This window comes from Actinomycetospora endophytica (genome assembly GCF_021026375.1).
Classification (GTDB): Bacteria; Actinomycetota; Actinomycetes; order Mycobacteriales; family Pseudonocardiaceae; genus Actinomycetospora; species Actinomycetospora endophytica.
Genome location: NZ_JAJNDB010000002.1, coordinates 540017 through 553664 on the forward strand (window position 1 = coordinate 540017; position 13648 = coordinate 553664).

Annotated in this window: 14 protein-coding genes; 11 read left to right on the forward strand and 3 right to left on the reverse strand. The window is 75.4% G+C overall.

What is annotated here, in order from left to right:
- Positions 1-33 precede the first annotated feature (33 nt).
- Positions 34-423, reverse strand: coding sequence for a DUF5313 family protein (locus LQ327_RS13480; protein ID WP_230734312.1), 390 nt, complete (start codon positions 421-423; stop codon positions 34-36).
- A 63-nt stretch (positions 424-486) separates the two neighbouring features.
- On the opposite strand from LQ327_RS13480, the gene LQ327_RS13485 reads away from it, so the two are divergent.
- The 8 genes from LQ327_RS13485 to LQ327_RS13520 all read left to right on the forward strand — a co-directional run bounded on the left by LQ327_RS13485 (position 487) and on the right by LQ327_RS13520 (position 4981).
- Positions 487-942, forward strand: a complete 456-nt coding sequence (locus LQ327_RS13485) for a MarR family winged helix-turn-helix transcriptional regulator (RefSeq protein WP_230734314.1) — start codon at positions 487-489, stop codon at positions 940-942.
- Between the two features lie 132 nt (positions 943-1074).
- Entirely contained in the window at positions 1075-1464 is a 390-nt protein-coding gene (locus tag LQ327_RS13490) for a Rieske (2Fe-2S) protein (RefSeq protein WP_230734316.1), read from the forward strand.
- Positions 1451-1753, forward strand: a complete 303-nt coding sequence (locus LQ327_RS13495; protein WP_230734318.1) for a hypothetical protein — start codon at positions 1451-1453, stop codon at positions 1751-1753. The genes LQ327_RS13490 and LQ327_RS13495 overlap by 14 nt, the downstream gene beginning before the upstream one ends.
- On the forward strand, positions 1750-2982 hold the full coding sequence (locus tag LQ327_RS13500; protein WP_230734320.1) for an amidohydrolase family protein: 1233 nt from the start codon (positions 1750-1752) through the stop codon (positions 2980-2982). The genes LQ327_RS13495 and LQ327_RS13500 overlap by 4 nt, the downstream gene beginning before the upstream one ends.
- A gap of 48 nt (positions 2983-3030) precedes the next feature.
- The gene (gene nthB / locus LQ327_RS13505) at positions 3031-3714 is read left to right on the forward strand and encodes a nitrile hydratase subunit beta (protein WP_230734322.1); all 684 of its coding nucleotides are present in this window, start codon (positions 3031-3033) and stop codon (positions 3712-3714) included.
- On the forward strand, positions 3711-4283 hold the full coding sequence (nthA, locus tag LQ327_RS13510) for a nitrile hydratase subunit alpha (RefSeq protein WP_230734324.1): 573 nt from the start codon (positions 3711-3713) through the stop codon (positions 4281-4283). Before nthB ends, nthA begins: the two co-directional genes overlap by 4 nt.
- On the forward strand, positions 4280-4594 hold the full coding sequence (locus LQ327_RS13515; RefSeq protein ID WP_230734326.1) for a nitrile hydratase accessory protein: 315 nt from the start codon (positions 4280-4282) through the stop codon (positions 4592-4594). Before nthA ends, LQ327_RS13515 begins: the two co-directional genes overlap by 4 nt.
- A gap of 15 nt (positions 4595-4609) precedes the next feature.
- Positions 4610-4981 (forward strand): cupin domain-containing protein, encoded by a 372-nt coding sequence (locus LQ327_RS13520; protein WP_230734328.1) that lies wholly within the window; start codon positions 4610-4612, stop codon positions 4979-4981.
- Positions 4982-5013: 32 nt separating this feature from the next.
- Here the strand turns inward: LQ327_RS13520 and hrpB are convergent, their stop codons facing one another.
- Positions 5014-7470: an ATP-dependent helicase HrpB gene (hrpB, locus tag LQ327_RS13525; protein ID WP_230734330.1), complete on the reverse strand. Its 2457-nt coding sequence runs from the start codon at positions 7468-7470 to the stop codon at positions 5014-5016.
- A gap of 153 nt (positions 7471-7623) precedes the next feature.
- On the opposite strand from hrpB, the gene LQ327_RS13530 reads away from it, so the two are divergent.
- From LQ327_RS13530 to LQ327_RS13540, 3 genes are read left to right on the forward strand one after another with little or no spacing between them, the layout of a single operon-like run.
- Complete coding sequence (locus LQ327_RS13530; RefSeq protein WP_230734333.1) at positions 7624-8742, forward strand: FAD-dependent oxidoreductase; 1119 nt, start codon at positions 7624-7626, stop codon at positions 8740-8742.
- On the forward strand, positions 8739-9710 hold the full coding sequence (locus LQ327_RS13535; protein ID WP_230734334.1) for an ATP-binding cassette domain-containing protein: 972 nt from the start codon (positions 8739-8741) through the stop codon (positions 9708-9710). Before LQ327_RS13530 ends, LQ327_RS13535 begins: the two co-directional genes overlap by 4 nt.
- A complete protein-coding gene (locus LQ327_RS13540) occupies positions 9707-10525 on the forward strand; it encodes an ABC transporter permease (protein WP_230734336.1) in 819 nt (272 codons plus the stop codon). Before LQ327_RS13535 ends, LQ327_RS13540 begins: the two co-directional genes overlap by 4 nt.
- Before the next feature lie 4 nt (positions 10526-10529).
- Here the strand turns inward: LQ327_RS13540 and LQ327_RS13545 are convergent, their stop codons facing one another.
- Complete coding sequence (locus LQ327_RS13545) at positions 10530-13625, reverse strand: AfsR/SARP family transcriptional regulator (protein ID WP_230735085.1); 3096 nt, start codon at positions 13623-13625, stop codon at positions 10530-10532.
- Positions 13626-13648 lie beyond the last annotated feature (23 nt).

Sequence of the window (13648 nt, forward strand, 5' to 3'; positions counted from 1 at the left end):
GCGTCAATTTGTGCTCACCAGCGCGAAGCGCACCTACCGCCACCGGGCGGCATAGCGGGCCGCCGCTGCCTCGTCCTTCTCCCGCGTGCGCTCCGCCCGCGCCTCGACGCCGGTGCCCTGCGGATACCCGGCCTTGACCAGCCGGTGCTCGGCCGTCTCGTGCACGTAGGCCACCGCGAAGATCATTCCCATGATCGCGCCGCCCAGGGCGCTCATCACCCGCAGCCACAGCGGGCCCGGCACGAAGACGATGATCGCCGCCACGAACGGCGCGATCTGCACGACCACCCGCGCGACGTGGCGCACCCACCAGGTCCGGCAGGTGGTGTCGTGCAGGACCCACGGGGCGAAGCGCGCGGGCAGCCCGCCGCCGTAGGCGTACCAGAGCCACCACAGCGGACCCGGTCGCGGCGTCGGGACCACGGGCGCACCTCCTCCAACGTTTTGTGCACCAACAGTATGCGCCCCAAGGGTAGAGTGCGCGTCATGACCGCGACCACAGACGAGATCGACCCGCTCGCGCTGGAGAACCAGGTCTGCTTCGCGCTGGCGGTGGCGGCCCGCTCGGTGATCGCGCTCTACCGGCCGCTGCTCGAGCCGATGGGCCTGACCCACCCGCAGTACCTCGTGATGCTCGCGCTCTGGGGTCGGTCGCCGCTGTCGGTCACCGAGCTGTCCGGGATGCTCGCGCTCGACCCGGGCACGCTCTCCCCGCTGCTCAAGCGCCTCGAGGCGCAGGGCTACGTCGAGCGTCGTCGGGTCCCCGGTAACGAGCGCACCCTCGCCGTCACGCTCACCGACGCGGGCCGTGCACTGCGCGCCGACGCCGAGCGCATCCCGCCGGCCATCGTCGAGCGCCTGGGCATGCCGCTGGAGGAGCTGATGCGGCTGCACGCCGACCTGACCGCGGTCATCGCCGCGGCCGGCGCGGAACCGGCCTGACCCGTCGTCGTCGGGTGATCGTCAGGACCGTGAGGGACCGTTCGGTCCTCGCCCACCCGTCTCACACGGAAGACGATCACGGGCACCGGGAACGGCTCGACACGGGGGAGCGACCCGGAGCACCGTGGACCGATGACCACCACGGAACGGCTCGTCGACGTCGGCGCGTCCGACGACGTGCCCGAGCGCGGCCGGCTCGTCGTCGAGATCGGCGGTCCGACGGGTCCGGTGACCGTCGGGGTGTTCCGCTTCGGCGGCCGGCTCTACGCGTGGGAGAACCGATGCGCGCACCAGGGCGGGCCCGCGTGCCAGGGCCGGATCGTCAGCCGCGTCCGGGAGCGGCTCGACGACGAGCGCCGCAGCCTCGGCCTGCGCTTCGACGAGGACGTCCTGCACATGGTCTGCCCGTGGCACGGCTTCGAGTACGACGTGACGACGGGTCGGCATCCGGGGCGCCCGGACCTCGCGCTGCGGTCGTTCCCGGTGGCCGAGGACGGAGGCCGGATCCGTGTCGCCGTCTGAGCACACCGAGCGGGCCCGTCGCATCGACGAGCTTGTCACGACGCTCGCCGCCGAGGTGGAGCAGGGGCTCGACGACGGCGCGATCGCCTCGCTCGACCCGGCCACCGCGCGGCGGCTGGTCAGCACCGCCGCCCGCTGCTGGGCCGTCGCCGCCGAGGAGGGCGCCGACCCGCCGGACGGTCGCGACACCACCCCGACCGACGCCGTCGCCCTGGCCACGGCCGCGCTGCGCAGCCACGACCTGAACCCGTTCGACCTCGCCCTGTGGTTCTCGAGGAGTACGTCATGACCGACCCGAGCGTGCGGCGCCTGGACACCCAGGAGATCACCACCGCCACCGACACCCGGGAGATCCTCGCCAACGCCCGCCGCGACATCGAGCGCTACGGGCTGGACGACTACCTGATCGTCGACGTCGACTCGCACCACGTCGAGCTCGACTCCTGGCCGGAGATCCTCGCCTACCTCGACAGCCCGGTCATGCGCGACACCGCGAACCAGATGATGCGCAACTGGCCGCAGGCCTCCCACCTGGCGCTGCACAACCACCCGCCCGGCCTGACGATGCAGGACGTCTCGGGGCGGATCCCGCACCAGGCCTCGCTCGGCGAGGACACCCCGGGTGCGACGACGGGTGCGGACCGCGACGTCACGCTCGTCCGGCGGGCGATGGACGCGATGAGCATCGACCTGCAGGTCGTCTTCCCGCAGCCGATGCTCGAGACCGGGCTGCACCCGCAGCCCGAGGTCGCGACCGCCCTGCTGGCCGCCTACAACCGCTGGTTCACGACGGAGATCCTCCCGCGCGAGCCGCGGATCCGGACGATGCTCGGGCTGCCGTTCGAGAACCCGGACGCGTGCCTGGCCACGATCGAGGAGTTCGGGGACACCCCCGGCGTCATCGGGTTCCTCGTCACCAGCCAGCGCCATGCCGGCGTGCACCGCAACGCCTACATGCCGGTCTACCGCGAGCTGGAGCGGCGCGGGCTGCCGATCGGGTTCCACGCCGGCCCGAACCAGGCCGACACCATGACCTCGACGATGAACCGGTTCCTCTCGGCCCACGCCATGAGCTTCGTGACCTGCAACATGACGCACATGACGAACTGGGTCGTCAACGGGATCCCGGAGCGCTTCCCGGGCCTGAAGACGATCTGGATCGAGAGCGGGCTGGCGTGGCTGCCGTTCATGATGCAGCGCCTCGACCACGAGTACTACATGCGCTCCTCGGACGCGCCGCTGCTCACGCGCCCGCCGTCGCACTACATGCGGGAGATGTTCTACACGAGCCAGCCGATGGAATGGACCGACGACAAGCTGCTCGCCGCCACCCTCGAGGCCATCGACGCCGAGAACTCGCTGATGTACTCGAGCGACTGGCCGCACTGGGACTTCGACGTCCCGGGCCGGATCGCCGCGCTGCCGTTCGTGTCCGAGCACGGAAAGCGCAACATCCTCGGCGAGACCGCGCGCAAGGTGTTCGAGCTGGGCGACATCGCGCCCTCGTCACACCGCTGAGGTCAGGAGGCAACACCCTGGCAATCGTCCGGTGGTGAGGTGTCGACCATGGACTCGATCGCCGACATGGGCGGCGTCCTCGGGTACGGGCCCGCGTCGCGCCCGATGGCCGACGAGCCGCCGTTCGCCGAGCCGTGGGAGGGTCGCGCGTTCGCGATGACCGTCCTGGCGATGGGGCGGATCTCCGGACGGAACCTCGACGCCTTCCGGCACGCGCTGGAACGGCTCAGCCCGCTGGACTACCTCGCCGACGGCTACTACGGGCGCTGGCTGAACGCGGCCGAGCTGATGCTGGTCGAGTCCGCGGTGCTCGCGCCGGGCGCGGTGGACACGCGGGTCCGGCGCGACCGCGGCGAGGACGTCGCCGAACCGGCCTTCCCCGAGCCCCGGAAACCGGAGTACGCGCCGAGCGCCCCCGGCTCGCTGCGCGAGGTCGCCGACCCGCCCCGCCTCGCCGTCGGGCAGGCCGTCGTCACCGCCGACGTGCACCCGCGCGGGCCGTCGAAACTGCCCGCCTACCTGCGACGACGGCGGGGGACGGTGACCGCGGTCCGCCCGGCCCACGTCCTGCCCGACACCCACGGGGTCTTCGTCGGCGAGAACCCGCAGCAGGTCTACACGGTCGGGTTCGACTCGGCGGAGCTCTGGGGCCCCGACGCCGAGCCCTTCCGGCTGCACGCGGACCTGTTCGACAGCTACCTGGCTGCTGTGACTGGGACGGAGGACTCGTGACCGAGCGGCTCTCACCCGCCGAGCGGACCGCGGCGCTGGAGTCGTTGCTGGTCGAGCGGGAGCTGGTCGACCCGTCGGTCATGGACGGGTTCATCGGGCGCTACGAGCGCGACGTCGGGCCGATGAACGGCGCGCGGGTCGTCGCGACGGCGTGGACGGATCCGTCGTACCTGGAGTGGCTGCGCAAGGACGCCACCGCGGCCATCGCCGACCTCGGCTTCTCCGGCCCGCAGGGCGAGCACATGGTGGTGCTGGAGCAGACCGACGAGGTCCACCACGTCGTCGTCTGCACGCTGTGCTCCTGCTACCCGTGGCCGGTGCTGGGACTGCCGCCGAGCTGGTACAAGGACCCGGCGTACCGCTCACGGGTGGTGCGCGAGCCGCGGGCCGTGCTGGCGGAGATGGGTTGTCCGCTGCCGGACGACGTCGGGATCCAGGTGTGGGACTCGTCGGCGGAGGTCCGCTACCTCGTCGTCCCGCAACGTCCGGCCGGCACCGAGGAGCTGGGCGTCGATGAGCTGGCCCCCCTGGTCACGCGGGACGCGATGGTGGGGGTGGCGCGGCTGTGAGCACGACGCTGGACATGGACGGGCCCGCGGCGCCGCCGCGGTCGAACGGCGAGCTGGTGTTCGCCGCCCCGTGGGAGAGCCGGGCGTTCGGGCTCGTCGTGACCCTCGTGGATTCGGGGCGGTTCACCTACGAGGAGTTCCGGTCGCGGCTGATCGTGCGGGTCGGGGAGGTCGAAGCGCGGCCGTACTGGGAGGCCTGGCTCGCCGCGCTGGAGGACATGCTGTCCGGGACGGTCGACGAGGCCACGGTGACGGCGCGGGCGGCGGCGCTGCGCGAGGTCGACGACCATGGGGACGATCACGAGCACTGACCCCCGGGAGGTCCGATGAGCGGGTTCGTACGGCCGGCCGGGGCGGGGGAGCGCTTCGCGTTCGGCGGGGCGGTGTTCACGATGAAGGTCCCTGCCGGCGACACCGAGGGCCGCGTCGGCGTCATGGAGCAGGAGGCGCCGGCCGGGCTCGTCGTCCCGCCGCACACCCACGACGGCGAGGACGAGATGTTCCACGTGCTCGCCGGGCGGGTCGAGGGGTACTGCGGCGACGACCCGTTCCGGGCCGGGCCCGGGGACCTGATCTTCCTGCCGCGCGACGTCGAGCACGCGTTGGCGGTGATCGGCGAGGGGCCCGCGCGGCTGCTGACGATCGTGTGCCCGGCGCGGTTCGACCGGCTGGTGGCGGAGGAGGGCACCCCCATGTGAACGGATCTGGTCGCCAGGGCGACCGAATTCGTTCACATGGGCTTCTCCGGCCACGCGTGCTTCGGGTAGCGGCCCCGCAGCTCGGCACGGACCTGCGGGTATCCGGTCTCCCAGAACGACGCCAGGTCGGCGGTCACCGCGGCCGGGCGCCCGGCCGGGGAGAGCAGGTGCACGACGACGGGTACGCCGGCCAGCACCGGCGCGCGCTCCCAGCCGAACGCGTGCTGGAGCTTGAGGGCCACCACCGGGGCGGCCGGGTCGGAGTAGTCGACGCGGACGGTGCGCCCGCCCGGGGTGGTGAGGGTCGTGGGCGCGAGCTCGTCGAGCCGGGACGCCGCCGACCACGGAACGAGGTGGCGCAGCGCCGTCGCGACCTTCACCCGGCGCAGGTCGGCCCGGCGGCGGACGCCGGTGAGGTCGAGCCACTCGTCGGCGCGGGCGAGCAGGGTGGCGTCGTCGACCGCGGGCCACGGGTCGCCGAGGGCCTCGTGCAGGAAAGCGAGCCGGGCGCGCAGGGCGGTGGCGGCGTCGTCCCAGCGGAGCAGGCCGAGTCCCTCGGTGGTGAGCCCGTCGCGGACGGCGGCCGCGACCGCCGTCGGGTCGGGACGGGTCAGCGGACGGCGGGCGAGGATCACGGCGCCGAGGCGCTCGCGGCGCTCGGCGACGACGTCGCCGTCCTCCCAGGCGACCACCTCGTCGTCGTGCCACCAGCCGGCCGCGGCCTCCCGGGCGAGGTCCTCGTCGATCGGGACGGCCAGCCGGACCCGCGCGACCCGGTCGCCGGGCCCGCGCACGGCGTCGGCGACGGCGAGCCACGGGGAGCCGCGCAGGGCCGAGGTCGCGGACAGCTCGACGCCGGTGCCGCCCGTCGTCAGGTACTCGCGGGAGTCGGCGCCGCGTGCCCGGGCCAGCCGGTCCGGGTAGGCCAGGGCGACGACGTCGCCAGGTGAGTGGATGTGGTCGTCCAGACGACCACATCCACTCACATGGCGAAGCCTTCTGACCTCCGCCCGCCACCGGGGATCGTTCGTCGCGCGGGCCGCCCGCCAGCGCTCGTCGAGGTCGTCCGACCCGCCGGACACCTCGGCGGCGAGCAGCGCCACCACCTCGACCGCCGTCCGGGCGCCGACCGCCGCGGCGCCGTCGAGCAGCGCCCGGCCCAGCCGCGGGTGCACCCCGGCCACGGCCACCGCCCGGCCGCGCTCGGTGATCGCTCCGGCGTCGTCGGAGGTCAGATCGAGCCCGCGCAGCACCGCTCGCGCCGCGGCGAACGCCGTCGTCGGGGGCGGGTCGAGCAGGGCGAGCCCCGCGCCGTCCGGCGTGCCCCACCGGGCCAGCGCCAGCGCGAACCCGGCGAGGTCGGCGTGCGCGACCTCCGGGGCGTCGTCGCGGTCGCGGTGCGCGTGCTCGGCCTCGGACCAGCAGCGATAGGCCACCCCGGGCGCCTCCCGGCCCGCGCGCCCGGCCCGCTGCGTCGCCGAGGACTGCGACGCGAGCACCGTGACCAGGGCGTCGAGCCCGCGGGCGTGATCGGTCCACGGTTGCCGCGACAGCCCGGCGTCGACGACGACCCGCACCCCCGGCACCGTCAGGCTCGTCTCGGCGACGGCGGTGGAGAGCACGACGCGCCGGGTGCCCCCGGGCCCGTTTCCGTCCCCCGTCGCTCCGCTCGCCCCGGCCAGCACGGAGTCCTGGACCGCGGCGTCCTGCCCGCCGTGCAGCGCGAGCACCTCGGCGTCGGTCCCGCCCAGTCGCCGCGCCACCTCGTCGATCTCGCGCCGCCCGGGCAGGAACACCAGCACGTCGCCCGGCGCCTCGGCGAGCGCGCGGCGCACCACCGCGCCCACGTGGTCGAGCAGCGCCGGCTCCACCCGCATCCCGCGCGGCGGCGGCACCGGTCGCGGCGGCGGGCACCAGACGGTGTCGACGGGATGCATCGGGTCGGGCGCGGTGATCACGGGGCCGTCGAGCGCGGCGGAGAGCTCGTCGGCGGCCGCGGTGGCCGACGTCGCGAGGAGGCGCAGGTCGGGGCGCAGCGCTCGGGCGTCGACGGCGAACGCCAGCGCCAGGTCGGTGTCGAGGTGGCGCTCGTGGCACTCGTCGAGGACGACGGCGTCGACCCCGGCGAGCTCCGGGTCCTGCTGCAGCCGCGCCACCAGCAGCCCCGTCGTCACCACCTCGACCCGGGTTCGCGGGCCGACATGCCGCTCGCCCCGCACGGCGTACCCGACCTGTTCGCCCACCCGCTCACCCATCAGCGACGCCATCCGCGCGGCGGCGGCCCGGACGGCGACCCGGCGCGGCTCGGCGACGAGGACCCGCCCTTCCACCGCCCCGGCCAGCGCGAGCGGGACGAGCGTCGTCTTCCCCGTCCCGGGCGGCGCGACCAGGACCGCCGCGCCGTGGGTGTCCAGCGCCGCGAGCACGTCCGGCAGCGCCGGGCGTACCGGCAGCTCGAGCGCCGCGGGGTCGATGACGCTGCCGATCACGCCTGCCGGTCTACCAGGGCCCCTTCCCCTCGTGCCGAGCTGCCGGATCAGCGCCGTGCCAGCGCGATGCCGGTGCCGTGCCAGCGCCCCGGCGCACCGTCGGCACCGAGGCCGCCACCTCCGGCGGCCGGGCACCACACCTGGGAGTACTGAATGTCCGCACCCGTCACGATCATCGGCGCCGGTCTCGGGGGTCTCGTCCTGGCCCGCGTCCTGCACGTGCACGGCATCCCGGTCACGGTCCACGAGGCGGAGTCCTCGCCCACGGCACGAGCACAGGGCGGCCTGCTCGACATCCACGAGGAGAACGGCCAGCCGGCCATCGCGGCCGCCGGCCTGACCGAGCCGTTCCAGACCCTCATCCTCGAGGGCCGCCAGCAGTACCGGCTCCTCGACACCGCGGGCACCGTCCTGGCCGACAGCCCCGACGACGGGAACGGGAGCCGGCCCGAGGTGCAGCGCAGCGAGCTGCGCGCCCTGCTGCTCGACTCGTTGCCCGAGGGCACCGTGCGGTGGGGCCGGAAGGTCACCGACGCACGTCCCCTCGGCGGCGGCCGGCACGAGGTGACCTTCGCCGACGGCACCAGCGTCACGACGGACCTGGTCGTCGGCGCGGACGGCGCCTGGTCGCGGATCCGCCCGTTGGTGTCCTCCGCCGTGCCCGAGTACGTCGGCATGTCGTTCGTCGAGACCTGGCTGCTCGACAGCGACCGCCGCCACCCGGCCACCGCGCGGGCCGTCGGCGGCGGCTCGATGTTCGTCGTCGGGGCCGAGGGGCTATGGCTCGGCGCCCACTGCGAGCGGGCCGGGACCCTGCACGCCTACGTGTCGCTGACCCGCCCGCGGGAGTGGTTCGACGACGTCGACCTCGCCGACCCCGCCGGCGTCGCCCGCATCGCGGACCAGTTCGCGGGGTGGGCCCCGGAGATCACCGCGCTGATCACCGACAGCGACGTCACGCCGGTGCTGCGCCCCCTCCACACGCTTCCGGTCGGGCACCGGTGGGAGCGGGTGCCGGGGGTGACGCTGCTCGGCGACGCCGCCCACCTCGCCCCGCCCGACGGCGAGGGCGCCAACCTGGCCATGCAGGACGGCGCCGAGCTCGCCCTGGCCCTCGCCGCGCACCCCGGCGACGTCGAGGCGGCGCTGGCCGCCTACGAGCACGCCCTGTTCCCCCGCAGCGCCGCGTCCGCCGAGGCGTCGCAGGCCGTCGGGGACCTCACTCCTGAGCAGATCATCGAGTTCCTGACGACGAGCGGGGGCCGGTCGTGAGAGACGCACCCAGCATCGAGGTCGACGACCTCGTCCGGACCTTCGGCGACGGCCGCGCCGTCGACGGCATCGCCTTCGAGGCCCACCCCGGCCAGGTGCTCGGCCTGCTCGGGCCGAACGGCTCGGGCAAGACCACGACCGTCCGGATGCTCGCCACCCTGCTCCCGCCCAGCGCGGGCCGGGCGCGGGTGCTGGGCCACGACGTCGTCGCCGACGCCGCCGCGGTCCGGGGACGGATCGGGCTCACCGGCCAGTACGCCGCCGTCGACGAGGCCCTCTCCGGCCGCGACAACCTCTTCCTCATCGGCCGCCTCCTGGACCTCACCCGACGCGACGCCCGGGCCCGGGCCGACGAGCTCGTCGAGCAGTTCGGCCTCGTCGAGGCCGCCGGCCGCCGGGTCCGCACCTACTCCGGCGGGATGCGACGACGCCTCGACCTGGCCGCGAGCCTCGTCGGGCGCCCGGACGTGCTCTTCCTCGACGAGCCGACCACCGGGCTCGACCCGCGGCACCGCAACGAGGTCTGGGAGACCGTGCGCGGCCTCGCGGAGCTGGGCGTCTGCGTCCTGCTCACCACCCAGTACCTCGAGGAGGCCGACCAGCTCGCGCACGACCTCGTCGTCCTGGACCGGGGCCGGGTGATCGCCTCCGGGACCGCCGCCGAGCTGAAGTCCCGCGCCGGCGGACGGCGGCTGCACGTGCGCCCCGAGGCGCCGGGCGAGGCGGCGCTGGTCGCGGCCATCGTCGCGTCGGACACCGGGGTGGAACCGACGGTCGAGCCGTCCGGCGAGGTCGTCGTCGCGACCCCCGACGCCGGTGCGCTGCGCCGCGTCGAGGAGCGGCTGGCCGTCGCCGGCATCGCGGTCGCCGAGATCGGCCTGCGGCTGCCCAGCCTCGACGACGTCTTCCTGTCCCTGACCGGCGAAGCCACCGAGTCCGCCTCCGAGCCCACCCGAGGTGCCGCATGACCATCACCCTCGAACCGCGGCGCACGGCCCCCGTCGTGGAGACCCGTGCCCGGCGCCTGCCCTCGACGCTGCGCCACGGCGCCGCCCTCGCCCGGCGCGGGATCACGAAGACGGTGCACTCCCCGGAGGCGCTCATCGACGTCACGCTGCAGCCGGTGATCTTCCTGCTGCTGTTCGTGTATGTCTTCGGCGGCGCGATCGCGGGCGGCAGCGGCGACTACCTGCAGTACGCCCTGCCCGGCGTGCTGCTCCAGACCGTCGTGTTCGCCTCGGCCGGGACGGGCACCGGGCTCGCCGACGACCTCAAGACCGGGATCTTCGACCGGTTCCGCAGCCTCCCGATCTCCCGGGCGGCGCCGCTGATCGGCGCGATCGGCGCCGACCTCGTCCGCTACGTGACCTCCGGCGTCGTCATGCTGATGTTCGGCCTCGTCCTCGGCTACCGCACCGGCGCCGGGGTGCTCGGGGTGCTGGGCGCCTTCGGGCTGGTGGTCGCGTTCGCGTTCGGGCTCTGCTGGGTCTTCACCGCGCTGGCGATGGTCGTCCGCGAGCCGCGCACGGTGCAGGGGCTCTCCGCGGTGATCATGTTGCCGCTGACGTTCGCGAGCTCGGTCTTCGTCCCGACGACGACGATGCCCGGCTGGCTACAGGGGTTCGTCGCGGTCAACCCGGTCTCGCGGACCGCCGACGCGGTGCGGGCGCTGCTCGACGGCACACCGGCCGGGGCCGCGTCGGCGGTGTCGTTGCTGGTCAGCGCGGTGGTGGTCGCGGTGTTCGCGCCGCTGGCGGTGGCGCTGTACCGCCGTCGGACCTGATCTGTCAGGGGCTGGGCGCGGCGTCGCGGGGGAGCGCCCGGCCCCGGGCGATCGCCGCCTCGGCCCCCGCCGGGCCGAGCGCGGCGACGACGCCGTCGCGGGTCGCCACGACCTCGGGGTCGCCGAGGTGCAGCGTCCCGCGCCGGGCCTCGGCGACCCCGAGCAGCTCACCCGCCCGCGCGGCGTCGCCGAGGGCGAGCGCGGCGCGGGCGGAGGCCTCCGCGACCTGGCCGAGCACCGGCCCGTCGTCGCTCTTGACCGCCGCGCGCGCCGCGACCTCGAGCTTCTCCCGGGCCTCCGGGTAGCGCCCGAGATCGGCGAGTGCGGCCGCGGCGAGGCGGTGCACCAGGGCGTCGCGCTGCTCCGGGCCGGGCCCCGGCTCGTCGGGTGAGGGTCGGGCCCCGTCGAGAACCGCGAGGGCCCGTTCCGGATCGCCCAGCCGGCGTTCCACGTCGGCGCGCAGCCATCCCAGCCAGATCGCGGCCCAGTCCTCGCTGGTCCGGCTCATGACTTCCTCGGCCAGGCGGAGCTGGTGCCGGGCCTCGGCCGGGTCGCCGTCGCGGGCGGCGAGCGCGGCGAGCGCCGTCCGGTACTGCGGCAGGTCGTCGACCTTGCGCAGCTCCTCGGCGAGCGCGATCGCTTCGTGCCAGGCCCGACGGGCGGCGTCCCGGTCGCCCGAGAGGTCCTCGACCTCGCCCAGCGAGAACGTCGTCAGGCCCAGCCCGAAGCGGTCCCCGAGGGCCGAGAACAGGTCGTGGGCGACGCGCAGGTACCGGCGCTGGACGTCCAGGTCACCGGCGTTCTCGGCGTGCATCGCGAGGATCTGGGCGGCCGCAGCCCGCGTCCAGGGCTCGCCGTCGCCGTCGGCGATCTCGACGAGCCCGGACCGGTCGCCGTCGGCGAACGTCCGGTGGGCCGGGCCGTGCAGGACCACGACGGGGTGCCACGGCCGGGGCAGCACCGGGAGCATCGCGGTGACCGCGGCGATCTCGGCCGTGCCGCCCGTGGTGTCCGGCCGGGCGGCGAGCAGCACCGCGTGCAGCGCGGTGTTCACCGCGATCGCCATCGTCGGCTCGCCCGGCGCGAGCTCGGCGACCCGGTCCGACCAGTGCATCAGCGTGGCCATGTCGCCGCGCAGGAGCCAGCTCCACGACAGGGCTGCCAGCAGCCGGTGCGCCCGGGCGCCCTCACCGGCGTCGGCCGCGCGCTCGAGCGCCCGGACCCCCTCGCCCTCGACGCCGCGCACGACGACGAGCTCGTCGAGCTGGGCGTCGGTGCGCAGCCGCGGTTCGCCGGGCTCCAGGACGGCGAGCACCCGGGCGGCGTGGGCGTCGAACACCGCGTCCCGGTCGGCGGCGGCCTCCAGCCGCGCCGCGGCGTACTCACGGACGGTCTCCAGCATCCGGTAGCGGGTCGGCCCGCCGTCCGCCCCGGGGGTGACGACGACCAGGGACTTCTCCACGAGCGCGGCCAGGGTCTCGAACGAGTCCTCGCCGCACACGGCCTCGACCGTGCGGGCGTCCACGGCTCCGGCGAACACCCCGAACCGGTCCGCCAGGGTCCGCTCGGCGGGCGAGAGCAGGTCCCAGCTCCAGTCGACGACCGCCCGGAGCGTCTGGTGCCGCGGCAGCGCCGTGCGGGCGCCCGTCGTCAGCAACCGGAACCGGTCGGCCAGCCGGTCGGCGATCTCGGCCGGCTCGAGGGTCCGCACCCGCGCGGCCGCCAGCTCGATGGGCAACGGCTGGCCGTCGAGACGGCGGCAGATCTCCCGGACGACGGCCTGGTCGCCGTCGAGCACGAAGCCCGGCCGGACGGCGGCCGCGCGCTCGGCGAAGAGCCGGGTCGCGTAGTCGTCGGGCAGGGCGCCGAGAGGGTGGAGCACCTCGCCGGGGACCCCCAAGGGTTCCCGGCTGGTGGCCAGCACGACGAGGCCCGGTGCGGCGGTGAGCAGCTCGTGCACCAGGTCGGCGGCCGCGGCGACGAGGTGCTCGCAGTTGTCGAGCACGAGCACCAGGTCCCGGCCGGCCAGGGCGGCCCGCAGCCGGACGAGGGTGTCCGTCGCGGTGCGTTCGCCGAGGGCCAGCTCCGGGCCGCCGACCGCGTGCAGGACGGTCGGCGCGACCTGGTCGGGCCCGGTCAGCGCAGCGAGCTCGGCGACGGCCACCGCGGTGTCGAGATCCCGCACGACCTCCAGCGTCAGCCGCGTCTTCCCCGCGCCGCCCGGCCCGGTGACGGTGACGAGGCGGGAGGTGCGGGTCAGCGCGGCGAGGCGGGCGAGGTCGTCGTCGCGTCCGATGAACGAGGTCAGGGCGGGTGCGCGGTGCCAGGCCGGGGACCGGCTCTCGGCCGGCGGGCGTGGCGCATCCGGTGGCGGTCCCTGCTGCGGGTCGTGGAGCAGCTCGGTGCGGGCTCGGCGCAGTTCCGGGCCCGGGTCGACGCCGAGCTCCTCGGCCAGCGCCGTCCGGGTCCGGTCCAGCACGGCGAGGGCGTCGGCCCGGCGACCGCCCGCGTGCAGTCCCCGCGCCAGCGCGACGGCGCTGGTCTCGCGGAGGGGGTGCTCGTCGAGGATCGCTGCCAGGGCGTCGCGCCCGGCGTCGGGGATCCCCGCGGCGAGCCCGCCGGCGGCCAGGTCCTCGGCGGCCGCCGCATGGGCGTCGGCGAGGCGGGCGACCGCCGGCCCGGCGAAGGGGAGCTCCCGCACGCCGCCGAGCACCGGGTCGTGCCAGAGTCCGAGCGCCTCGGTGAGCAGCGCTCGGGCCCGCTCGTCGTCGGCCGCGGCGGCCGCCTCGCGGCGCAGCGTCGCGAACCGCAGCGCGTCGACGTCGTCGGGATCGACCTCGAGCACGTAGCCGCCCGACGACGACCGCAGCCGCTCCGGCCCGAGCGCGCGCCGCAGCCGCGAGACCAGCGACTGCAGCGCGTTCGCGCTCGGCGGCGGGTCGTCGTCCCAGAGCGCGTCGACCAGCGTCGTGGTGTCGACCGGGTGCCCGGCGTCGAGCGCGAGCCGGGCCAGCAGGCCCCGCACCCGCGCCCCGGCGGGCAGCAGCTCGCGCCCGTCCGCGTCCCGGACGGACACCGGGCCGAGCAGCCGGATCACCATCACGGGTCACAGGCTCCGCCATG